Source organism: Bacillus sp. Pc3, assembly GCF_000815145.1.
GTDB lineage: Bacteria > Bacillota > Bacilli > Bacillales > Bacillaceae > Bacillus > Bacillus velezensis.
In genome coordinates this window covers 212,402-232,533 of record NZ_CP010406.1, presented here as the reverse complement: position 1 = coordinate 232,533, position 20,132 = coordinate 212,402, and the positions used below count along the sequence as shown (strand labels likewise).

The following is a 20,132-nucleotide window of genomic DNA, read 5'->3' as shown; positions in this document are numbered from 1 at the left end:
AAAATAATAGAGTCTTTTTATGTATTGTGATAGGATGACCGGATTTTGGGTGAAAATAGCCCGGAGAAACGCCATAATAAGAAAAACACCCGGAGTTTACCGGGTGTAAAAATGTTGATATGTCAAGTTAGCAGCATTTTTTACATTTTTTGCATTTTCTTTTATAAACAACGATGTAATCATAATCAAGATGCTTTTTATCTTGTTTCTTCTTTTTTTGTTTAGGCTGTTTTGGGTGGTGATCATAATGTCCGTTCATATCCATATCCATTCCCATACCCATATCCATACTCATATTCCTCCTTTTTTCATCTGACGGTAGTATTCTATGACAGAAAGCATGGATGGCTTGGACAAATGAAACGGTATGCTGAAAAAGAGGCATCTCATTCGGTATAAAAAACAGGATCATACCCGCCCGATAGAAAAGAGAGGAGATGATCCTGATATTGAGACCCTATTTGATAACCGCAATTGCAATGCCGTACCCTTTTTCAGCACTGTATAAGGCTGTCAGTTTCAATACCTTCCAGCCTTCCGCGGCTTTAGTCCCGATTCCGTTATGAGCCGTGATATAATCTCCCGGGCTGACCGTACTGTCGACCCGTACGTAATGCCGGCCGTTGAGTCCGACAATGTGCCATTCGTCTCTGGCCGCTCGTGCTTCATAGTCAGCTTCAAGAGCCGGACTGCAGTCCGGGTTTTGTTTCGGCACGCGTACCGTTTCTCCTGTTTCCTCGTCAGTCACATTTTCGTAAATGAAACCGCCGAACTCGTTTGTCAAAAAGCGGCTTTGCCATCCGAAGCTTGCGGCTCCTGAGATAAAAGCGGCTGTTTCTGAAATGACGCCGAGCATGTAATCACCGACGTGAGCCGATTCAATTTTTTCGCCTTTCACTGTGACGATTGTCCCGGCGGGAATTGTCTGGCCGGTTACACTTTCAAAGTATTCTCCGTACCCTGACAGGGAAGAGGTGACAGCTCCGGCGAACGTACCGTGGCCGCCCGCTGAATCGAGTTTCCATTTGATGGACTGATGCCCTCCGGCAACCGTGTATGGTTCTTCCAATGTAATGCTTTCTGATGACAGAATCGTTCTGGAGACTTTGCTGCCCGTAATATGGACATTGTTTGAAGCGGCGATAAATGCCCTTGAACCTTCAGAACTTGAACCTCCGGAAGAGCTGATGATCGCATTTCTGTCACCTCTTGCCGTAATATCGCCTGTTCCCGCAATAACGGCGCTTGTCGGGTTGAATGCAAAACCGGAGCTGGTCGCGAGCTGTGCGCCTCCCTTTAAATTGACGGGGATCTGATCATAAGTCTGTCCTTTTATAGATGCGGCCGCGCTGTAACCTTCCGCTTGCACCCCGAGAATGACGGCCTGACTGTTAGGGGACGTAATTCCGACGGAACCGCCGTCTCCGATCATCGTACCGTTTATAATATTTACGTTATATTGGCCTCCGCCGATTGAGATGCCTTTAGGAGATGACTTGTATATATCAAAATTTAAAATTTTAACATAATCGGTTTTATTTGATCCGCCGGATATATTGATGTCAACACCGGCTTGTGTAAAGCCGCGTATTTTAATGCCGTTGATCGTAATATTTTGACTGCGGTATTGAAGAGCTACGACTGGATTCCCGCCATAGTCGTATGAGGGATCACCAATAGCTGTGAATCCGTTTACATTAACGTTTTTATAGGCAGAGATGACCAGCGCCCTCGGGGTCACACCGTCATAGAGAGCATTGAATACCGGTTCAATCGCGGTGCAATCGGTTAAAGTAACATCATAAGCCGTCGTGCTTTCGGGATCTGAGGCCTGATGATGGCCGATATGACGAATATCAAATGAACGTACATCACGATACGAAACATGACCGATAATATGAACATTTTGAGAAGCCGGCCACAGGCTGTGCGCCTTTACCTCAATCCCGCGGATATTACCGCTCGTATAGTTATTTAAAAGCCAAACATGTTTAGAGCCGTCGTCAATTTCAATGCCGTTCGAGTTTGCGCTGCCCTCAGCATGCTCTGTGCCGCGGGGGTTTCCGGAATGGCAGTTGGAAATGAAAATATACTCGCTGTAATGGGTGGTAATGCCGTCGTCTCCGGCGCCGTATGCCACACAGTTATCAATCCATATATATCGGCAGCCGTCTTTCGTCCATTCTGTTTCAGGCAAATGATCGTAAGTCGGAGATGTAATATCAATACCATGGAGACCCGCGTTAACCGTTTCAACATTCTTAATCCAGCCGTATTGCACATTAGCAAACGTTAAACAGCTGGAAAACTGTCCTCCGGGGTTCCTGACTCCGCATTGACGATCAGGATTCCAGTCTAAAGTCATGTTCTGGACAAAAATATTACGGTTTCCATTTTCGTAATCAGCGTTAGTAATGACCCATTCGTATGCGGGAGTGTCCTCATGAAGCTTAAGCACGGTAATCCCTTGTCCCTCACCGGAAATGGTAGTCCATGAGGGGAGTTTTATCCCTTGAACCAAAAATTCTCCTGCGGGAACATTTACTTTGACCCGGCCGTTCCCGATCGCTCTCCGAAAGGCTTCCGTATTGTCCCGGCCGTCAGGGACCGCTCCGTAGTCCTCCACATTCACTTCCCGGGTGATTTTATTCTTAAGCATTTCGTATTCGGTATCAAGCCGTTCTTTTAAAAGTGAGGTGACCATTCCTTCCGCCGTCACCCGGGCATCTGCGATCTCAAGATTATCATCCGTTGCGGAATGCTTAATAAAATTCTGCATCCTTGCTTTGAGATGCTCCAATTCAGAGGGCTGTGCAGGGTGAGACTGCAATGGGGCGTTTAAAGACGGATCAGGAAAGTTTTTAAATTGAACCATTCTAAAGACACCTCTTTCTTTTGATATAAGCGCCTGAGGCAGGGGGCAGAAAAGAGTCGCGCGCCCTTTAAGCGCTTATTCTTCAAATTCTTTATTCAGAACGAAATTCCTTTTGAAACCAAGATGAAATTTTAAAAACTCTGTTGAAAGAACGGATATAAAGCTTTGCATTATTGTAATTGAAGCTGTCATGTGAAAATGGAGGAAAAAACCGATAGGAGGGGCCCTCATTTTAGGTTTATTCTCATTGGCTTCGCAGTGCTTCCTCTTCGGCTGCATATACACCAAAATCAACATTCTTATCAGTTAAATGGTATAATGGGGCACGGATTGGTCATCAATACGACTGAAATAGGGAAGCAAAAGGAGCAGCGAACATGACTTTACAAATCAAAATTAAATATTCAGATGATACGCAAACGAGAATCAGTAAAATTGAACAGGGCGATTGGATTGATCTGCGGGCAGCTGAAGATATAACAATCAAAAAAGGTGAATTCAAACTTATCCCGCTTGGAGTTGCGATGGAACTGCCGGAAGGATATGAGGCCCATGTCGTTCCGCGTTCAAGTACATATAAGCATTTCGGTATCATTCAGACAAATTCAATGGGAGTCATTGATGAATCTTATAAAGGCGACAATGACTTCTGGTTTTTTCCTGCATTCGCGCTTCGGGATACCGATATTTCCAAGGGGGAGCGGATCTGCCAATTCAGAATCATGAAGAAAATGCCTGAAGTGGAGCTGATCGAAGTAGACAAGCTCGGGAACAATGACCGCGGCGGACTGGGATCAACAGGCACGAAATAAAACGAAAAAAGACTGCTTAACAGCAGTCTTTTTTTTATGGAAACAGCAGTTACATTCAATTTGTGTCGGGGATTCTAGAATTGGGAAATCATACGTCACGTTCGAATTTGACTTCGAAATAAGCGGCCGCTCCGTAACCGTCTATGCCGGAAGCAAATATTTGAGCCGGACGCCAGCCCAGCTCAGCATATTGATAAAATGATTTCCCTGCAGTCCTCACTCTCCTCCAAAACTGGAGAAGGGTTTCATTTTTATCATTTAAGCCTTCCATCTCTTTGAACAGAAAGACTTTTTTAGGTTAAAGGATAGAAGTTGTTTTGATGTTTTTATTCTTCAAGATGAACGGAGGTTTTGTCCAACGTATATAATATTGTGACAAAAGTGTAAACAAAAGAAAGGATGATGTTATGGCAAAAAGGGTTAGAAGAATAGACCATAAAGCAGCTGGCAAAGAGGCAGAGCAGAAGAAACCGTCCAAAGTCACCCTGTTCTGCCGTTCGCTTCAAAGGCTGAAGCATTTGTATTGTAACATAAACATACAAATGCCATCAATAACCAAAAAAGGAATTTTAGTTTTAATTTTACCGTTTTTGCTTCTGCCGTTCTTTCGGGCTAATGCCGCTTCAGATATTTACGGCAGTTTTGAGGAATTAAAGCTGAATGAAGATCCTTCCGTTTTTTCCATTTCAACGCGAGAGCATGACCCTTCTGTCCTCATATTAGCTATACACGGCGGAGGCATAGAGCCGGGGACCAGTGAGTTAGCCAGAGAAATTGCCGAAAACCGGAGTTTATATTTATTTGAAGGGTTAAAATCAGCCGGTAATGCGGCTCTGCATTTGACAAGTTCGCATTTCGATGAACCTAAGGCCGTGCAAATGGTGAAAGAGCACTCTCATGTCATTTCATTGCACGGTTACGGCAGTGACGATAAAAAGATAAAAATCGGCGGTACAGACAGAGAACGGGCCGAACTTTTGACCGATGTGCTGAAACGACACGGGTATCCTGCCGTTCTTCTTGGCATAAATGATAAATATGCCGGCGTCAGTCCGAACAACCTTGCCAATCAATCTTCATCCGGATTGAGTATTCAAATCGAAGTGAGCACCGGCTTCAGAAAATCACTATTTGACACTTTTACGCTGAAAAGCAGAGCATCCACACAAAATGGGACCTTTTATCAATTCACAAAAACGGTTTCTGATTTTATCAGTGACAATTATTAATAAGCACGCCTATTTTGCCGGCGGGGCTTTTTCTTTTGAAATTTATGAAACTTTAAGTTCTTAAGATCGTATACATAATTGACAGGATGAAAGAAAAGAGGTGGGCAAATGAAAGTGATGATCGGGTCTATCATTCTTCTTGTCATCATCGGATTCGGTTTATGGCTGATGCTTAGTCCAATCTTTAAACAAGTGGGAAGCGGAGCCAAAAAATTCAAAAAGTCATGGGAGGAAGAAGATCAGCATGAGCGAAAATAAGCGCGGAAACACAAAAAAAATTATCGGCGGTGTGATTATAGGTGCAGCCCTTTTAATTGCGGGCGTTACAGCGTCACTATTCATTGAAAAAATACCGAACGGTTATGTCGGGGTTGTATACTCACCGAATGGCGGGGTAAAATCCGACACATTGGACCAAGGCTGGCACTTAGTCGGGTTATTTAATAAAGTAACGGAATATCCGGTGCGTATGCAGACAGTGAATAATGAAAATATAAAAGTGGCAACCTCAGACGGTAAAAATATAGAAATGGATATCGCTTACAACTATGTCGTGCAGCCTGATAAAGTAGTCGATCTGTTTAACAAATTCGGCGCGGTAGACGTTGAAACGATTGAAAATACATATTTAAAAACAAGGCTGTGGGATGCGGCGCGAAAATCAATCAGCAAATACTCGGTTATTGACACATACGGGCAAAAATCTGCAGAAGCCGCTGCCGATGTTCAAAAGAGATTTGCTGATGATATGAAGAGTCTTGGATTTTTAATTGATGATCTGACGCTTGGCGTACCGAAGCCGGATAAAGCCACACAGGAAGCCATCGATGCAAGGGTGAAGTCTTCACAGGAACTTGAACGGACACAAACTGAAATTAAAATAGCCGAAGCCGAAGCGAAAAAGAAAAAAATTGAAGCGGAAGGGATCGCTGATTATAACGAAATCATAAAGAAATCAATGTCCGATGAGATGATCAAATATAAATGGATTGAAAAATGGGACGGAAAAACACCGAAAGCGACAGGCACAGACTCACTGCTGCAGCTGCCGCTGGACGATCAGAAGCAAAAATAAAAAGAGAAGGAGGCGATTGCCTCCTTTTTATGTTTTTTCCTGAGGGTCTTTTTCCGGCACTAATTCTTCAGACGCCTCGGTTTGATAGCTCCATAGCGTGCTATCCGTCTCTGTTGTGTCCTGATAATCTTCGGGAAGTACATATTGCTGCAAATACCGGTGAAAAAATGCCTCAAAAACAGAAATGCAAAGTGCAGAGATAACCGATGCCGCGGCAGGCGAGACATTAAATCCGCCAATGTTCATAAGGAATATCCATAATATAATGAATGAAATCCCGAAATCAGCTGCAACGGCTGTGAAATTGCTTGTTCTCGGCAGAATCATGCAATCACCCGCAAAATAAGTGATTAAACTTAAGATCACTGTAATAAACAGAACGTTTAAAAAGGTTACTTGGTACATAAGATCCAGAACAATGTACAGTAAAGCAAGTGTGAGCGCCGTTTTAGAAGCGAAAGCAATTACGTGTTTCATTTGAACCACCTTCGTTATTTCGTTTAGTCTTCATTGTAAGCAATCCGCAAATTTTTAAACTGGTATATAGTGGTTATAAAGTATACGTTTTAATAAAATGTGAATAGACATCACAGGATTCACAAGTTAAAATATGTAAAAAGGGGGATGCAAATGAAAAAATACTGGTTATGTATTGCTGTTTTTTTATTATGTTTTAGCGGAATACACTCAGCTGAAGCGGCTACCACTGAATTCGGATCAAAAACAAGCTTCACTTTGGAGGGAAATGCAAAAGAGTTTCATATTGAAAATCCGGGGGCTGTAGCTGCCGACGATTACTTTTTAGGATATAAGTTCACCATAATGAACAACTCTTCGTGCGGTTTAAGCATGAAACTCCAGCGGATGGCGCTGAACGGGAATTTTTATACATTAAGTTCTAAAAACTACAGCGGCAGCTGGTTAAACCTCAGTGCCCAGGATAAAAAATCAATTGATCCGTATCACAAATACAGAATTCTGGTTGAAAGTTCTTCAAACGTCTGTGGCCCCGTCTATATTAAAGGGTTTTACGGTGTAGAATATTATCATTTTGATTGAAAATAGATACTCGCTAAAGGCAGCGGGTTTTTTTATATTTAAATATAACTTATTACACTATGTACTAAATTTTCATAGATAAATTTTTATGCATCCGCCCAAAGGAAACATAAATAAAAGTAAATTCATCACGCACAAATATACAAAGTTAAAAAATGAATGAAAAGTTTCTCTAAGGAAACATTATTAGTTGACTTCAAAAGTGTGATGTCGGATAATAAGAATGTAAGTTTTTCCTCCTTAGCAGATTCGTTTCTTAAGCCAGGGCGAATCTGCTTTTTTTATGCAAAAAAAACCCCTCTTTAAGGGGTTTTTTACAATAAATGAAGTTTAATAGAATTAATGTACGGCTCTGAATACGCCGATAACTTTCCCCAAAATGCTTACGTTTTGCAGGATAATCGGCTCCATCGTCGGATTTTCCGGCTGCAGCCGCACATAATTGTCTTCTTTATAGAAGCGCTTGACCGTCGCTTCATCATCTTCGGTCATAGCTACGACGATTTCTCCGTTATTGGCCGTGTTCTGCTGTTTGACAATGACGTAATCTTTGTCAAAAATACCGGCGTCGATCATACTTTCTCCCATGATTTCTAACATAAAGACATGTTCGCCCGGAGGAACCATCCGGTCAGGAAGCGGAAAATACTCGTCGATATTTTCAACAGCCGTAATCGGAATACCCGCCGTCACTTTCCCGATGACCGGAACGTTTACGACCTGGCTTTTCGGAATGTGGACTTCTTCTTCATCCAATACCTCAATCGCCCTCGGTTTAGTTGGGTCCCGTCTGATCAGGCCTTTTGTCTCCAGCCGCGCCAAATGGCCGTGCACGGTTGAACTGGAAGCCAGTCCTACTGCTTCTCCTATCTCTCTTACAGAAGGCGGATATCCTTTCGTTTTTACCTCTTCTTTAATAAAACGCAGGATATCAAGCTGCCTTTTTGATAGCTTCGTCATATTTCGCACCTCAAAACGTCGATTTTAAGTAGATTATAGCATGATTTTCCTGACAGTACAAACATAGGTTCGAAAAAAACGATTGACAGAAACGTTTGTTCGTATATACTGAAAGGTATAAAAAGCGAACAAACATTCTTATCGGAGGTTGTTTACATGGCGAAAGAATCTATTATATTTGTAGGGCTGTTTACTGCGATTTTAAGTGCCGCTATTTTACTTGTCTCATGTGCGGGAAATGATCAGTCCCTCAGCCAATATGTTAAAATAAAGGTTCAGGACGGCGATACACTCTGGTCACTTGCGGATCATGTAGCAGAAAAGAAACACATTAATAAAGAAGATTTCATTGAGTGGGTGACGGAGAATAATCATCTCCAAACTGCTGATATAAAGCCCGGAGACGAACTTATTCTTCCGGTTAAGAAAAAGCATCCGGCCGTATATCAGCTGGCCATTGTCAATTAGAGAGGAAAGAGAGAAATGAAGGCACTCATTTATGCCCGCGTAAGCACAAACAAAGAACAGCAGCAAACGTCATTAAAAAGACAGGAAGAGGAGCTCAGTGAGATCGCTGCTGCAAACGGCATGGAAGTCGTGAAAGTCATTTCTGAGAAAGCCAGCGGTTACGAAATGGATCGCGACGGAGTATTTGAAATGCTTGATGAAATTAAAAAATCACATATTGACGCGATATTGGTGCAGGACGAAACGAGATTAGGAAGAGGAAACGCCAAGATTGCGCTTTTGCATTGCATTTACAGGGAGAACGTAAAAATATATACGACGGCTCATAAAGGTGAACTGGAGCTTTCCGAAGCTGATTCGATGGTACTCGAAATCGTCAGTATTGTTGAGGAATATCAAAGGAAAATTCACAATATGAAAATCCGGCGGGGAATGAAAAGAGCCGTGAAAAACGGCTACAAACCTGAACGGAATCTGAAAAACAGACATGAAAACAGCGGAAAAGAAAAAAAAGAGGTTCCGGTTTCGGAAATTATCAGGCTGAGAGCCAACAAGCTTACCTTTGCAGAAATCGCAGCGACCTTAAGGGGATTCGGCTACGATGTGTCCAAAGCCACGGTTCACCGGCGGTTTCAGGAATATACCGCAGACACAGAAGGCAGCTGACGCGCATCAGTTGTAAAAAAGACTGCGTTTTAGTAGTATATAATCAACACGCACCAAAGGAGCTTATTATGATTTCTAAAGAAAAAATCGCAAGAATTAACGAATTGGCTCAAAAAGCTAAATCAAACACGATAACGGATGAGGAAAAAGCTGAACAGCAAAAGCTTCGCCAGGAGTATTTGAAAGGATTCCGCTCCTCAATGAAAAATACGTTAAAGAGCGTAAAAGTGATTGATCCGGAAGGCAACGATGTCACCCCTGAAAAATTAAAAAGAGAACAACAGAAAAATAATCTTCATTAAACAGAAAGAATACGGCAATACGTATTCTTTTTTCGTATATACTAATATCAGGCTGTGCTTTACGACAATTTTCAACAAGTTTATCTCAAATTTAAGCTGAAAGAGTTGAGAAAAAGTCAGCATCGCTTTATGATGAAAAGGTACAACAATAAGGAAGGGGATTATAATGGATACAATTGAAAAGAAATCAGTTGCCACCATTCGTACACTATCTATAGACGCAATTGAAAAAGCGAATTCCGGACATCCGGGCATGCCGATGGGAGCCGCTCCGATGGCATATACGCTGTGGACGAAATTTATGAATGTAAACCCGCAGAATCCGGGCTGGTTTAACCGCGACCGCTTTGTTTTATCAGCAGGCCACGGTTCAATGCTTTTATACAGCATGCTGCATTTAAGCGGATATGACCTCAGCATTGAAGACTTGAAACAGTTCCGTCAATGGGGAAGCAAAACACCGGGACATCCGGAGTTCGGGCACACAGCCGGAGTAGACGCAACGACCGGGCCGCTTGGACAGGGTATTGCAATGGCAGTGGGAATGGCAATTGCAGAACGCCATCTGGCTGAGACATATAACCGTGATTCTTTCAACGTAGTTGATCATTATACATACAGTATTTGCGGAGACGGTGATTTAATGGAAGGCATTTCTTCCGAAGCCGCTTCTCTTGCAGGCCATCTTGAATTAGGCCGCCTGATCGTATTATACGATTCTAATGACATTTCCTTAGACGGCGATTTAGACCGTTCTTTCTCTGAAAATGTAAAGCAGCGTTTTGAAGCAATGAACTGGGAAGTTCTTTATGTTGAGGACGGAAACAACATCGCTGAATTGACGGCTGCAATTGAAAAAGCGCGCCAGAATGATAAAAAACCGACTTTGATTGAAGTGAAAACCACGATCGGTTTCGGCTCTCCAAACCGTGCGGGCACATCCGGCGTTCACGGCGCTCCGTTAGGACTAGAAGAGAGCAAGCTGACAAAAGAAGCGTATGCTTGGACGTTTGAAGAAGATTTTTATGTTCCGGAAGAAGTATACGGGCATTTCAATCAAGCTGTAAAAGAAGCCGGCTCGAAAAAAGAACAGGAATGGAATGAACTGTTCGCGGCTTATAAAGAAAAATATCCTGAGCTTGCTGAACAGCTGTCACTCGGCATGAAAGGCGAGCTTCCTAAAGACTGGGATCAGGAAGTTCCCGTTTATGAAAAAGGCAGCAGCCTTGCTTCCCGCGCATCTTCAGGTGAGGTGCTGAACGGGATCGCCAAGAAAATTCCTTTCTTTGTCGGGGGATCTGCTGACCTTGCGGGTTCAAATAAAACGACAATCAAAAATGGAGGAGACTTCACGGCCAAAGACTACGCCGGGAAAAACTTCTGGTTCGGTGTCCGTGAATTTGCGATGGGCGCTGCATTAAACGGAATGGCGCTTCACGGCGGCCTCCGCGTATTCGGCGGCACATTCTTTGTGTTCTCTGATTATTTAAGACCTGCCATTCGTCTGGCGTCATTGATGGGTCTTCCCGTCACTTATGTATTCACGCATGACAGTATTGCCGTAGGAGAGGACGGGCCGACTCACGAACCGATTGAGCAGCTTGCTTCTTTACGCGCACTTCCTAACCTTTCTGTGATCAGACCTGCTGACGGAAATGAAACCGCAGCTGCATGGAAGGTTGCCGTTCAAAGCCAAGATCATCCGACAGCTCTTGTATTGACACGCCAAAACCTGCCGACGATTGATCAGCAGGCTGAAGAAGCGTATGCGGGCGTGGAAAAAGGGGCTTATATCGTTTCAAAAGCCCAAACGGAATCACCGGCCGCTCTTCTTTTAGCGACAGGTTCTGAAGTCGGACTTGCGATCGAAGCTCAAGCGAAACTGGCTGAAGAAAACATTCACGTATCTGTAGTCAGCATGCCGAGCTGGGACCGCTTTGAAAAACAATCGGCCGAGTACAAAAACAGCGTGCTTCCTCCGAATGTGACGAAACGTCTTGCGATCGAAATGGGTTCAAGCTTCGGATGGGGCAAATTTACCGGTCTTGAAGGAGACGTTCTCGCAATTGACCGTTTCGGTGCTTCAGCTCCGGGAGAAACAATTATGAAAGAATACGGGTTTACTGCAGAAAACGTGGTTGACCGCGTGAAAAAACTTTTAAACAAATAACGAGACAAAAGAGGATGAGTCAAATCATCCTCTTTTTCCTGTTTATGCGACAAAAATAGAAGGGGCGGCGTAACAGTAATAGACAATTCTTTCTTTTCTCCTTTTGTATAATAGAAAGCAATAACGAAGCGCTGTAAAAGGGGATGAGGAAATGGAACGTCATTACTATACGCACCTGATAAAGGATGAGTTTGCGAACCACTACTTCGGGCGGGAAACGGCTATGTTTGAGTTGTTTCGAGACTATCATTGGACAGACCTGACACCCCAGGAATATCAAATGACAGAAAAGCAAGTTCAATATATAACGGAACCGATTCCGGTGATACATATGCATCAGCGTCTCCAGCTGCATTTAAACCGAATGAGTTACAGCCGTTTGGATTCCATTTACCGGCTTACACTGCCCGGAGAAAAGGGCCGCGCCACCTTCATGATGAAAGACAGTTTAATTGAGATTGCGGCTTCGGGAGATTATGAGGCGGAAACGATTTTCTTTGAGATTCTGCGTAAAATCAGCCCCTGTTTTCTTGCAATGGATTTCAAGACACGGCGCTACGGGTGGTTAAATCCGGTCAGAGAAAGAAATTTTGTCTAAAAACGAGGAAAAAGAGATGTAAATGTTGTATAATAGCCTTTGGTTTAGTACACTTTAAACTAGACAACATGAAGGAGGAAATAAAATGACTTTATGGGTTGGCATCCTAGTGGGCGTTGTCGCATTGCTCATAGGTGTTGCACTCGGGTTTTTTATTGCTCGTAAATATATGATGAGCTATTTGAAAAAGAATCCGCCTATTAATGAACAAATGCTACGCATGATGATGATGCAAATGGGAATGAAACCTTCTCAAAAGAAAATTAATCAAATGATGAAAGCCATGAATAATCAAGCGAAATAATACGTACAGATTATGATATAGAGATACATGGTTATAAAAATAAAAAACCCGGAGAGGGTTTTTTATTTTGGCGTCATGTTTCACCCCAACTGCCGGTGTGCAGTTCTTTTTGATATTGTATGAGAAGGTGGTCAAGCTCCTGGCTGAGTTCTATCGTAATGTTTGATGTCATTCCGTTTGTCATGACGATTTTAAGCAGCTCTGCCCGTTTTTTTTCAATTTCATTTAATAGATGCTCTCTAATCACAGGGATATATCCTTTCATACATAAATCTTTCACCTGAGTCGCTATTATTATATCCACATTTATACTGTTTTTCAAATAAGAAGGAGTATAATATCTCGATGTCAAATTAAATTATATAAGCTTTTTCTATAAAAAGTAATCCTTCTCGGGAAAGTGTTAAAAAAATGAAATGATTTTGTCATAACTCGAAGGGAGTGTGTCATCGTGAGTTTTAATTACTTTTTGACGTTTGGGGCCGGATTTCTGTCTTTCATTTCTCCATGCTGTCTGCCGTTGTACCCCGCCTTTTTATCTTACATAACTGGTGTCAGTATGGACGAGGTGAAAACAGAAAAGGTGATGCTGCAAAAGCGTGGCCTCGTGCATACACTTTGTTTTTTGCTTGGTTTCTCCGTGATTTTTATCGCATTGGGATATGGAACTTCTTTTATCGGCAGTTTTTTTACCCAATATCATGAAGCGATCCGCCAGTTTGGCGCTATCATGCTGATCCTTTTCGGGCTGATTACTGCCGGTGTGTTTCAGCCGAAATTCATGATGAAAGAGCGGCGCATTCACTTTAAGCGCCGTCCGGAGGGGTTTATCGGTTCGGTTCTGATCGGTCTTGCATTTGCAGCCGGCTGGTCGCCGTGCAGCGGGCCTATTTTAGGAGCCGTGTTTTCGCTGGCCAATACAAATCCTTCTTCAGCAGTGCCGTATATGTTTTTATATGTTCTCGGGTTTGCGATTCCTTTTCTTGTTCTTTCATTTTTTATTACCAGAATGAATTGGATTCGCAAGCATCAGCTGCTTATCATGAAAATCGGCGGCATTCTTATGATTCTGATCGGAGTTATGCTGTTTTTTAACTGGATGAGCTACATTCTGATCGTTCTGTCAAATCTTTTCGGAGGATTTACCGGTCTGTAACGGATTAATAACTTTTGAACTATTATATACCCTTTTGTTTTTGGTACAATAAGACTAGTTAATGTTAAATATGTGGAGGGGAATATGACACGAGTTTTAGTTGTAGATGACGCCAAGTTCATGAGGGTGAAAATCAGAGAGATTCTGGAATCGGCGAATTACACAGTGGCCGGGGAAGCGGCTGACGGTGAGGAAGCCCTGTCAGTATATCAAAAAATCCGTCCCGACCTGGTGACAATGGATATTACCATGCCGGTCAAAAACGGTATACAGGCTCTGCAGGATATTTTAGCTTTTGACCCGAAAGCCCGGATCATCATGTGCACCGCCATGCGGCAGCAGCGGATCGTTCTGGAAGCGATTGAATTAGGCGCTAAAGACTTTATCGTTAAACCGTTTGAAGCATCTAAAGTGCTGGAGGCCGTTGGCCGGGTAACGGGAACGTAAACGTGTTCTCTTTTCAAATTGGTTTTTTTTATGTTTTTGGAGTATAGTATATAGTATTAAACTCCGTGCAAGCAAAGGAATGATAAAGATGATGATTATAATTTCATCCGTTATTGCAGCGGCCATGGCAATTTCCGTGATGATCGTCAGGATTAAATCCTCCGACAAGCCCGCTTCACCTAAAAAAATAATTCTCCCGCCGATTTTCATGAGTACGGGAGCGCTTATGTTCCTTTTTCCGATTTTCAGAGTGACGGGCGAAGAATTTTTGGAGGCCATTACGCTGGGCGTGATCTTCTCTATTTTTCTGATTAAAACATCTAAATTTGAGATTAAAAATAATGAAATCTATTTAAAACGGTCAAAAGCGTTTGTGTTTATCCTGATTGGTCTCTTGGTTATCAGAATCGCTATGAAATCCATTTTGAGCACGACGATTGATTACGGAGCTTTAAGCGGAATGTTTTGGATTCTGGCTTTCGGAATGATTGTCCCGTGGCGCATCGCGATGTTTTTGTCTTACCGCAAACTTTCGAATGAACTGAAGACCGCTGATATTCAGATGAATTAAAACCTTTCCGTCCGCCGGAAAGGTTTTTTATTTGAGCAGGGCTTGATAAGGAGTAAGATCAATCTGTTTTTCACGGAGATGCTTTTTTAAAAATTGATGATCACGCTTAGGGGTGGCCAGTATGTAACCCCTGATGATTAAATCACGGTTTATTTGTTCAGCTTCCTCCGCTAAGGAAAGTTCACCGATTTTTCCGGCGATTTTCGCTTTGGCTACATCCCGAAAGAGCTCCGGTACGGGGGCGACCAGTTCATCCAAAAACGCCTTGTCACCCTCATTCCATAAGTGCCTGCTTTTTTCAATATAATAGTCCTGCCAATCCAGTTCTGACCGGCCGTCTTCTTTCGGTAAGCGTTTTAAAAATTTTCGAAACATAAAAAACCCGCCGATAGACAGCAATCCGATCATCACGATGACCCAAAATAAAATAAACCACATAAACCAGCCTTCCAGCATTGTTCTATCTCCTCCTTACTTTAACCATATTGTAAACGAAGACAGAATAGAAGAACACATGAAAAAAAGAATAGAAAAAAAGAATAGAAAAAATGATAGATGTCCAGTCATTCCGGTTGGTAGAACATATTCTATCGTATAGTGATTCTGCTATTTGGCCATGGGAGATTCACTTTGAGGGTATATGACTGATATGACCGGACAAAAAAAGCCGCTTCCATTGAGGGATGAAAGCGGCTTTTTTATGTTATAGAGGAAATTGAAAGGAAAAAGAGGCAGGAGTCTCATTTGGCTCCTTGTTCATGGAGACGGTCAGAATATGGTTGGTGAAATCAGTGAAAATATGTTTGTCATTCAGATAAAAAGGAAGCATCATTTGTTTGTTTAACGTCCGTTCAAGCGTTTTAACAGAGAGCATAAACTCATTTCCCGAAAGAGTGACGGTTATCGCTTGCACCTGCTTCAGCGCCGTCAGGTCGGCTTCAATGATATATTGACGGCTTGTTTCATATAGATCGATCGGCAGCGTCTCGTCATACCAAGCATACGGGTCCTCGTAAAACTGCCGCAGCCATTCTTCCGTATCATCAAATTCTTCAGCGTTTTTTGAGTGATTCATGGAAGCATTCCTCCATATTAAAAAGCCTTGCTATAACGTATGCAGAAGCTTTGAATGGGTGAATGGCACAAAAAAACAGACACGGGGTCTGTTTTACATATCGTGGCTTGTATTATGTTTTTGTCTTGTATGGTTGCGGTTTTTCACTTTTTTGCTTCCGCTCAGCGGTTCCGGCTGGCCGGGGTTATGGCCCTTCGGAGCATTTTTATGCATATCTTTACTCGTATTTTTATTTGTCATGTTAAAGCCTCCTTTTTAAGGTGTTCCGGCTATTGGTTTGTTTTTCTTTTTTTATTGTTCTGCCGTTCTTCTTCCGTCAGGACGAGCTGGTCATTTTCTATATAACCCGCGCCTTTGCCTTGGCTTTTCGCATCATTCATGCCGTTAATGACATGATTGGCTTTCCGTTTTACCATGATCATCACCTCAACATTAATATGGCTCTTTACAGCCCGTTGTATGAGGCGGAAAATCGGACAAAATTTACCGAAAATCATGCTGATAAGACGATCTTATTGTATTTAATAAAAACATTGATATTTACTTATGTATGATTTTATACTAAGATGAAATTGTGAGAAAATTGTGATGGAATGTGAACATTCATCTAAAGAACGATCTTGATCATTGAAGGGGGATTTTGGAGAATGACAAATCAGCAAAAAGTCGCAACACAAGACGTTTTCCAAGCAAGAAAAACATTTTCTTCAAATGGGAAAACATACAACTACTATTCATTAAAAGCATTGGAAGACGCAGGGGTCGGCAATGTTTCAAAACTTCCTTATTCTATTAAGGTTCTTTTGGAATCCGTTTTGCGTCAGGTAGACGGACGCGTCATTACAAAAGAACATGTTGAAAATTTAGCAAGATGGGGTACTGCTGAATTAAAAGATATCGATGTGCCGTTTAAACCGTCACGGGTTATTCTACAGGACTTTACAGGCGTTCCGGCCGTAGTTGACCTGGCATCTTTAAGAAAAGCCATGGCCTCTGTCGGCGGAGACCCTGATAAAATCAATCCTGAAATTCCGGTTGACCTGGTCATTGACCACTCCGTACAAGTCGACAAAGCCGGTACGGAAGACGCGTTAGCCATTAATATGGACTTAGAATTCGAAAGAAATGCAGAACGTTATAAATTTTTAAGCTGGGCAAAGAAAGCGTTTAACAATTATCAGGCCGTTCCGCCTGCAACAGGTATCGTTCACCAGGTAAACCTTGAGTTTTTGGCAAGTGTCGTTCATACGAAAGAGGAAGACGGAGAACTTGTGACATATCCTGATACATTGGTGGGAACAGATTCCCATACAACAATGATTAACGGAATCGGCGTCCTCGGCTGGGGTGTCGGCGGTATTGAGGCGGAAGCGGGAATGCTCGGCCAGCCTTCATATTTCCCTGTTCCTGAGGTCATCGGCGCGAAACTTGTCGGAAAATTGCCTAACGGAACGACGGCGACTGACTTGGCGCTGAAAGTCACTCAAGTGCTGCGCGAAAAAGGCGTAGTCAATAAATTTGTTGAATTCTTCGGTCCTGGTGTTGCTGAGCTTCCGCTTGCGGATCGTGCGACTATTGCCAATATGGCGCCGGAATACGGAGCGACTTGCGGATTCTTCCCTGTTGACGAGGAAGCACTTTCTTACCTGCGTCTGACCGGCCGTGAAGAAGAGCAGATCGATATTGTAGAGGCATACTGCCGCAACAACGGTTTATTCTATACGCCTGACGCGGAAGAGCCGATTTTTACAGACGTTGTGGAAATTGATCTGTCAAAAATTGAAGCGAACCTTTCAGGCCCGAAACGTCCGCAGGATTTAATCCCGCTTTCCGTTATGCAGGAAACGTTTAAAAAACATCTTGTCAGCCCGGCCGGCAACCAAGGATTCGGAGCGGATGCTGCTGAAGAGAACAAAGAAATTTCATTTAAACTTAACAGCGGTGAAGATGCGGTTATGAAAACGGGGGCGATTGCAATCGCCGCTATTACAAGCTGTACGAATACATCAAACCCTTATGTATTAATCGGTGCCGGATTGGTAGCCAAAAAAGCGGTAGAATTAGGCTTGAAAGTGCCGAATTATGTTAAAACATCACTTGCACCGGGGTCTAAGGTTGTTACTGGATACTTAGTCAACTCGGGCCTGCTTCCTTACATGAAGGAGCTCGGCTTTAACCTCGTAGGGTATGGCTGTACGACATGTATCGGGAACTCCGGCCCGCTTTCTCCAGAGATTGAAGAAGCGGTTGCTAAAAATGATCTCTTGATCACTTCTGTCTTGTCGGGTAACAGAAACTTTGAAGGCCGGATCCATCCGCTTGTCAAAGGAAACTACCTTGCGTCACCTCCGCTTGTTGTCGCATACGCGTTAGCAGGCACTGTGAATATCAACCTGAAAACGGATCCGATCGGTGTCGGAAATGACGGACAAAATGTTTATTTCGATGACATCTGGCCGTCCATGGATGAAATCAATTCTCTCGTCAAACAGACTGTTACGCCGGAATTATTCCGCAAAGAGTATGAAACGGTATTTGACGACAACCAGCGCTGGAACGAAATCGAAACGACGGATGAAGCGCTGTACAAGTGGGATCAGGATTCCACTTACATTCAAAACCCGCCGTTCTTTGAGGAAATGTCTGTAGAGCCGGGAAAAGTTGAGCCTTTAAGAGGACTTCGCGTTGTCGGCAAATTCGGCGATTCCGTGACGACTGACCACATTTCTCCGGCCGGAGCGATCGGAAAAGACACACCGGCGGGCAAATACCTGCAGGAAAAAGGCGTTTCTCCTCGTGACTTTAACTCTTACGGCTCACGCCGCGGAAACCATGAAGTCATGATGAGAGGAACATTCGCCAATATCCGCATTAAAAACCAAATCGCACCGGGTACAGAAGGCGGATACACAACACATTGGCCTACCGGGGAAGTGACATCTATTTATGATGCCTGCATGCGGTATAAAGATGATAAAACGGGTCTTGTCGTCCTGGCCGGAAAAGATTACGGAATGGGCTCTTCACGTGACTGGGCTGCAAAAGGAACAAACCTGCTCGGCATCAGAACAGTCATTGCCGAAAGCTTTGAAAGAATTCACAGAAGCAACCTCGTCTTCATGGGTGTGCTGCCGCTCCAGTTCAAACAGGGTGAAAACGCGGATACACTCGGCTTAACCGGTAAGGAAGTCATCGAGGTGGATGTTGATGAATCTGTACGTCCGCGCGACTTGCTGACTGTCAGAGCAATCAGTGAAGACGGTACGGTAAAAACATTTGAAGTTGTTGTCCGTTTTGACAGTGAAGTGGAAATTGATTACTATCGCCACGGCGGCATTTTACAAATGGTGCTTCGCGATAAAATGAAACAGTAGCAGAATGAACAAAGGAGAGAAAGCAGTCTGCTTTCTCTCTTTTTATGCGGGAGGCCTTGAGATGCTTGCGAAATGGCTGGGCGGAATGTTACTTATCGGGTTGTTAGTGTATGCGGGCTGGAACATTTATTCTGTACAAAAAAGTCCGAAAGAAGGGACAGAAGAAGGGATGAAAGCCCCTGACTTTACACTTGATACATTGTCAGGAAAAAGTATCTCCCTTTCTGATTATAAAGGAAAAAAAGTGCTCCTCAATTTCTGGGCGACGTGGTGTAAGCCGTGCCGAATGGAAATGCCTGATATGCAGGAGCTGCAGAAAGAATATCCTGATATTGCGGTAGCAGCCGTTAATTTTACGTCCTCTGAAAAAAATATACAGGCTGTGAAATCATTTGCTGATCATTATCAGCTGACCTTTCCTATTCTGATTGACAAAAGCGGAATTAACGGAGATTTCAACGTGCTTTCTTATCCGACAACATACATATTAGACGAAAAAGGAACCATTCAGCACATTCGCGTAGGCACGATGACAAAAAAAGAAATGAAAGAAAAACTGGATCTCAAATAGAGGTTCAGTTTTTTTATTGTGAAGGACTTAGGTTTTGAAAAATTGGAAAAAATGAATGAAAACACGGAGGTGAGAAGATTGAAAAAAATGCGAAAACGTTCTTTTCATGAATTGGTTATGGAAAATAAACGTGAGCTGATGACCAATACGGAATATTTGAATCAGCTTGAAGAAAAGCTGGAGCAGCGGTTCAAACAAAAATAACCTTTAATTTGCAGTCATGTTTGCACCTCCTTTTGCAAAATATACTCTTAAGGAGGGATGAACATGGGCATAAACAAGAAAGACGGCCAGCCGCAATACGCTCCGAGCCACTTAGGGACAAAACCCGTTAAATATAAACGCAACAAAGGGGAAAAGTTTCATGACAAGTCAAACGGACATCCGATTGTCATGCAGACGAAAGGCGAATAACATCAA

Annotated in this window: 27 protein-coding genes and 1 pseudogene; 18 read left to right on the top strand and 10 right to left on the bottom strand. The window is 43.0% G+C overall.

What is annotated here, in order from left to right; all coding sequences use genetic code 11:
* Nucleotides 1–127: 127 nt before the first annotated feature.
* Nucleotides 128–289 carry a hypothetical protein gene (locus SB24_RS20130; protein ID WP_162492831.1) on the bottom strand — a complete coding sequence of 54 codons (162 nt, stop codon included), beginning with the start codon at nucleotides 287–289 and terminating at the stop codon, nucleotides 128–130.
* 168 nt (nucleotides 290–457) lie between these two features.
* Nucleotides 458–2,875 (bottom strand): peptidase G2 autoproteolytic cleavage domain-containing protein, encoded by a 2,418-nt coding sequence (locus SB24_RS00890; protein ID WP_039251405.1) that lies wholly within the window; start codon nucleotides 2,873–2,875, stop codon nucleotides 458–460.
* A gap of 377 nt (nucleotides 2,876–3,252) precedes the next feature.
* On the opposite strand from SB24_RS00890, the gene SB24_RS00885 reads away from it, so the two are divergent.
* Nucleotides 3,253–3,687 (top strand): dUTP diphosphatase, encoded by a 435-nt coding sequence (locus SB24_RS00885; protein ID WP_003154017.1) that lies wholly within the window; start codon nucleotides 3,253–3,255, stop codon nucleotides 3,685–3,687.
* An 88-nt stretch (nucleotides 3,688–3,775) separates the two neighbouring features.
* Here SB24_RS00885 and SB24_RS19880 read toward each other — a convergent pair.
* Nucleotides 3,776–3,883: pseudogene (locus SB24_RS19880) on the bottom strand (DUF4177 domain-containing protein); the annotation flags it as partial.
* Nucleotides 3,884–4,094: 211 nt separating this feature from the next.
* Here SB24_RS19880 and SB24_RS00880 point away from each other — a divergent pair.
* From SB24_RS00880 to SB24_RS00875, 3 genes are all read left to right on the top strand, one after another.
* Entirely contained in the window at nucleotides 4,095–4,916 is an 822-nt protein-coding gene (locus SB24_RS00880) for a poly-gamma-glutamate hydrolase family protein (protein WP_039251404.1), read from the top strand.
* Nucleotides 4,917–5,024: 108 nt separating this feature from the next.
* Nucleotides 5,025–5,174, top strand: coding sequence for a hypothetical protein (locus SB24_RS20125; RefSeq protein WP_007410334.1), 150 nt, complete (start codon nucleotides 5,025–5,027; stop codon nucleotides 5,172–5,174).
* Nucleotides 5,161–5,991, top strand: coding sequence for a prohibitin family protein (locus tag SB24_RS00875; RefSeq protein ID WP_007410333.1), 831 nt, complete (start codon nucleotides 5,161–5,163; stop codon nucleotides 5,989–5,991). Before SB24_RS20125 ends, SB24_RS00875 begins: the two co-directional genes overlap by 14 nt.
* 27 nt (nucleotides 5,992–6,018) lie before the next feature.
* Here SB24_RS00875 and SB24_RS00870 read toward each other — a convergent pair whose 3' ends face one another.
* The gene (locus SB24_RS00870; RefSeq protein ID WP_003154009.1) at nucleotides 6,019–6,468 is read right to left on the bottom strand and encodes a YndM family protein; all 450 of its coding nucleotides are present in this window, start codon (nucleotides 6,466–6,468) and stop codon (nucleotides 6,019–6,021) included.
* A 153-nt stretch (nucleotides 6,469–6,621) separates the two neighbouring features.
* On the opposite strand from SB24_RS00870, the gene SB24_RS00865 reads away from it, so the two are divergent.
* Nucleotides 6,622–7,050: a hypothetical protein gene (locus tag SB24_RS00865; RefSeq protein WP_015417546.1), complete on the top strand. Its 429-nt coding sequence runs from the start codon at nucleotides 6,622–6,624 to the stop codon at nucleotides 7,048–7,050.
* Between the two features lie 339 nt (nucleotides 7,051–7,389).
* On the opposite strand, the gene lexA is transcribed toward SB24_RS00865, so the two are convergent.
* Nucleotides 7,390–8,010 (bottom strand): transcriptional repressor LexA, encoded by a 621-nt coding sequence (lexA, locus tag SB24_RS00860; RefSeq protein ID WP_003154004.1) that lies wholly within the window; start codon nucleotides 8,008–8,010, stop codon nucleotides 7,390–7,392.
* A 156-nt stretch (nucleotides 8,011–8,166) separates the two neighbouring features.
* On the opposite strand from lexA, the gene yneA reads away from it, so the two are divergent.
* From yneA to SB24_RS00830, 6 genes are all read left to right on the top strand, one after another.
* On the top strand, nucleotides 8,167–8,478 hold the full coding sequence (gene yneA, locus SB24_RS00855; RefSeq protein WP_003154001.1) for a cell division suppressor protein YneA: 312 nt from the start codon (nucleotides 8,167–8,169) through the stop codon (nucleotides 8,476–8,478).
* Between the two features lie 15 nt (nucleotides 8,479–8,493).
* The gene (locus tag SB24_RS00850; RefSeq protein WP_003153998.1) at nucleotides 8,494–9,144 is read left to right on the top strand and encodes a YneB family resolvase-like protein; all 651 of its coding nucleotides are present in this window, start codon (nucleotides 8,494–8,496) and stop codon (nucleotides 9,142–9,144) included.
* Between the two features lie 68 nt (nucleotides 9,145–9,212).
* Nucleotides 9,213–9,446, top strand: a complete 234-nt coding sequence (locus SB24_RS00845) for a DUF896 domain-containing protein (RefSeq protein WP_003153997.1) — start codon at nucleotides 9,213–9,215, stop codon at nucleotides 9,444–9,446.
* 166 nt (nucleotides 9,447–9,612) lie between these two features.
* Nucleotides 9,613–11,616, top strand: a complete 2,004-nt coding sequence (tkt, locus tag SB24_RS00840) for a transketolase (protein ID WP_007611727.1) — start codon at nucleotides 9,613–9,615, stop codon at nucleotides 11,614–11,616.
* A gap of 151 nt (nucleotides 11,617–11,767) precedes the next feature.
* Complete coding sequence (gene sirA, locus SB24_RS00835; protein ID WP_003153995.1) at nucleotides 11,768–12,214, top strand: sporulation inhibitor of replication protein SirA; 447 nt, start codon at nucleotides 11,768–11,770, stop codon at nucleotides 12,212–12,214.
* Nucleotides 12,215–12,299: 85 nt separating this feature from the next.
* The gene (locus SB24_RS00830) at nucleotides 12,300–12,518 is read left to right on the top strand and encodes a YneF family protein (RefSeq protein ID WP_003153994.1); all 219 of its coding nucleotides are present in this window, start codon (nucleotides 12,300–12,302) and stop codon (nucleotides 12,516–12,518) included.
* Nucleotides 12,519–12,591: 73 nt separating this feature from the next.
* Here SB24_RS00830 and SB24_RS00825 read toward each other — a convergent pair whose 3' ends face one another.
* The gene (locus tag SB24_RS00825) at nucleotides 12,592–12,765 is read right to left on the bottom strand and encodes an aspartyl-phosphate phosphatase Spo0E family protein (RefSeq protein WP_012117647.1); all 174 of its coding nucleotides are present in this window, start codon (nucleotides 12,763–12,765) and stop codon (nucleotides 12,592–12,594) included.
* Between the two features lie 201 nt (nucleotides 12,766–12,966).
* On the opposite strand from SB24_RS00825, the gene SB24_RS00820 reads away from it, so the two are divergent.
* The 3 genes from SB24_RS00820 (at nucleotide 12,967) to SB24_RS00810 (ending at nucleotide 14,692) form a co-directional block, all read left to right on the top strand.
* Nucleotides 12,967–13,674: a cytochrome c biogenesis protein CcdA gene (locus SB24_RS00820; protein WP_088056486.1), complete on the top strand. Its 708-nt coding sequence runs from the start codon at nucleotides 12,967–12,969 to the stop codon at nucleotides 13,672–13,674.
* An 84-nt stretch (nucleotides 13,675–13,758) separates the two neighbouring features.
* Complete coding sequence (locus SB24_RS00815; RefSeq protein ID WP_033574804.1) at nucleotides 13,759–14,121, top strand: response regulator; 363 nt, start codon at nucleotides 13,759–13,761, stop codon at nucleotides 14,119–14,121.
* A gap of 79 nt (nucleotides 14,122–14,200) precedes the next feature.
* On the top strand, nucleotides 14,201–14,692 hold the full coding sequence (locus SB24_RS00810; protein ID WP_007611735.1) for a CcdC family protein: 492 nt from the start codon (nucleotides 14,201–14,203) through the stop codon (nucleotides 14,690–14,692).
* A gap of 27 nt (nucleotides 14,693–14,719) precedes the next feature.
* On the opposite strand, the gene SB24_RS00805 is transcribed toward SB24_RS00810, so the two are convergent.
* From SB24_RS00805 to sspO, 4 genes are all read right to left on the bottom strand, one after another.
* On the bottom strand, nucleotides 14,720–15,148 hold the full coding sequence (locus SB24_RS00805; protein ID WP_007410325.1) for a DUF2621 domain-containing protein: 429 nt from the start codon (nucleotides 15,146–15,148) through the stop codon (nucleotides 14,720–14,722).
* Nucleotides 15,149–15,395: 247 nt separating this feature from the next.
* Nucleotides 15,396–15,767, bottom strand: a complete 372-nt coding sequence (locus SB24_RS00800; RefSeq protein ID WP_007410324.1) for an Hsp20/alpha crystallin family protein — start codon at nucleotides 15,765–15,767, stop codon at nucleotides 15,396–15,398.
* A gap of 93 nt (nucleotides 15,768–15,860) precedes the next feature.
* Complete coding sequence (locus SB24_RS00795; RefSeq protein ID WP_003153984.1) at nucleotides 15,861–16,007, bottom strand: small acid-soluble spore protein P; 147 nt, start codon at nucleotides 16,005–16,007, stop codon at nucleotides 15,861–15,863.
* A 29-nt stretch (nucleotides 16,008–16,036) separates the two neighbouring features.
* Nucleotides 16,037–16,183, bottom strand: coding sequence for an acid-soluble spore protein SspO (gene sspO / locus SB24_RS00790; RefSeq protein WP_003153982.1), 147 nt, complete (start codon nucleotides 16,181–16,183; stop codon nucleotides 16,037–16,039).
* Between the two features lie 231 nt (nucleotides 16,184–16,414).
* Here sspO and acnA point away from each other — a divergent pair, with 231 nt between their 5' ends.
* From acnA to SB24_RS00770, 4 genes are all read left to right on the top strand, one after another.
* The gene (acnA, locus tag SB24_RS00785) at nucleotides 16,415–19,141 is read left to right on the top strand and encodes an aconitate hydratase AcnA (RefSeq protein ID WP_015417550.1); all 2,727 of its coding nucleotides are present in this window, start codon (nucleotides 16,415–16,417) and stop codon (nucleotides 19,139–19,141) included.
* 61 nt (nucleotides 19,142–19,202) lie between these two features.
* A complete protein-coding gene (locus SB24_RS00780; RefSeq protein WP_003153980.1) occupies nucleotides 19,203–19,712 on the top strand; it encodes a TlpA family protein disulfide reductase in 510 nt (169 codons plus the stop codon).
* Between the two features lie 78 nt (nucleotides 19,713–19,790).
* Nucleotides 19,791–19,916 (top strand): FbpB family small basic protein, encoded by a 126-nt coding sequence (locus SB24_RS00775; RefSeq protein ID WP_012117651.1) that lies wholly within the window; start codon nucleotides 19,791–19,793, stop codon nucleotides 19,914–19,916.
* 63 nt (nucleotides 19,917–19,979) lie between these two features.
* A complete protein-coding gene (locus SB24_RS00770) occupies nucleotides 19,980–20,126 on the top strand; it encodes an acid-soluble spore protein N (RefSeq protein ID WP_003153977.1) in 147 nt (48 codons plus the stop codon).
* The last annotated feature ends 6 nt before the right edge of the window (nucleotides 20,127–20,132 follow it).

Bases quoted from the DNA above. Each gene is read 5' to 3' on its own strand.
- SB24_RS20130 (WP_162492831.1), bottom strand. From the start codon at position 289: ATGGATATGGGTATGGGAATGGATATGGATATGAACGGACATTATGAT.
- SB24_RS00890 (WP_039251405.1), bottom strand. From the start codon at position 2,875: ATGGTTCAATTTAAAAACTTTCCTGATCCGTCTTTAAACGCCCCATTG.
- SB24_RS00885 (WP_003154017.1), top strand. From the start codon at position 3,253: ATGACTTTACAAATCAAAATTAAATATTCAGATGATACGCAAACGAGA.
- SB24_RS00880 (WP_039251404.1), top strand. From the start codon at position 4,095: ATGGCAAAAAGGGTTAGAAGAATAGACCATAAAGCAGCTGGCAAAGAG.
- SB24_RS20125 (WP_007410334.1), top strand. From the start codon at position 5,025: ATGAAAGTGATGATCGGGTCTATCATTCTTCTTGTCATCATCGGATTC.
- SB24_RS00875 (WP_007410333.1), top strand. From the start codon at position 5,161: ATGAGCGAAAATAAGCGCGGAAACACAAAAAAAATTATCGGCGGTGTG.
- SB24_RS00870 (WP_003154009.1), bottom strand. From the start codon at position 6,468: ATGAAACACGTAATTGCTTTCGCTTCTAAAACGGCGCTCACACTTGCT.
- SB24_RS00865 (WP_015417546.1), top strand. From the start codon at position 6,622: ATGAAAAAATACTGGTTATGTATTGCTGTTTTTTTATTATGTTTTAGC.
- lexA (WP_003154004.1), bottom strand. From the start codon at position 8,010: ATGACGAAGCTATCAAAAAGGCAGCTTGATATCCTGCGTTTTATTAAA.
- yneA (WP_003154001.1), top strand. From the start codon at position 8,167: ATGGCGAAAGAATCTATTATATTTGTAGGGCTGTTTACTGCGATTTTA.
- SB24_RS00850 (WP_003153998.1), top strand. From the start codon at position 8,494: ATGAAGGCACTCATTTATGCCCGCGTAAGCACAAACAAAGAACAGCAG.
- SB24_RS00845 (WP_003153997.1), top strand. From the start codon at position 9,213: ATGATTTCTAAAGAAAAAATCGCAAGAATTAACGAATTGGCTCAAAAA.
- tkt (WP_007611727.1), top strand. From the start codon at position 9,613: ATGGATACAATTGAAAAGAAATCAGTTGCCACCATTCGTACACTATCT.
- sirA (WP_003153995.1), top strand. From the start codon at position 11,768: ATGGAACGTCATTACTATACGCACCTGATAAAGGATGAGTTTGCGAAC.
- SB24_RS00830 (WP_003153994.1), top strand. From the start codon at position 12,300: ATGACTTTATGGGTTGGCATCCTAGTGGGCGTTGTCGCATTGCTCATA.
- SB24_RS00815 (WP_033574804.1), top strand. From the start codon at position 13,759: ATGACACGAGTTTTAGTTGTAGATGACGCCAAGTTCATGAGGGTGAAA.
- SB24_RS00810 (WP_007611735.1), top strand. From the start codon at position 14,201: ATGATAAAGATGATGATTATAATTTCATCCGTTATTGCAGCGGCCATG.
- SB24_RS00805 (WP_007410325.1), bottom strand. From the start codon at position 15,148: ATGCTGGAAGGCTGGTTTATGTGGTTTATTTTATTTTGGGTCATCGTG.
- SB24_RS00800 (WP_007410324.1), bottom strand. From the start codon at position 15,767: ATGAATCACTCAAAAAACGCTGAAGAATTTGATGATACGGAAGAATGG.
- SB24_RS00795 (WP_003153984.1), bottom strand. From the start codon at position 16,007: ATGACAAATAAAAATACGAGTAAAGATATGCATAAAAATGCTCCGAAG.
- sspO (WP_003153982.1), bottom strand. From the start codon at position 16,183: ATGGTAAAACGGAAAGCCAATCATGTCATTAACGGCATGAATGATGCG.
- acnA (WP_015417550.1), top strand. From the start codon at position 16,415: ATGACAAATCAGCAAAAAGTCGCAACACAAGACGTTTTCCAAGCAAGA.
- SB24_RS00780 (WP_003153980.1), top strand. From the start codon at position 19,203: ATGCTTGCGAAATGGCTGGGCGGAATGTTACTTATCGGGTTGTTAGTG.
- SB24_RS00770 (WP_003153977.1), top strand. From the start codon at position 19,980: ATGGGCATAAACAAGAAAGACGGCCAGCCGCAATACGCTCCGAGCCAC.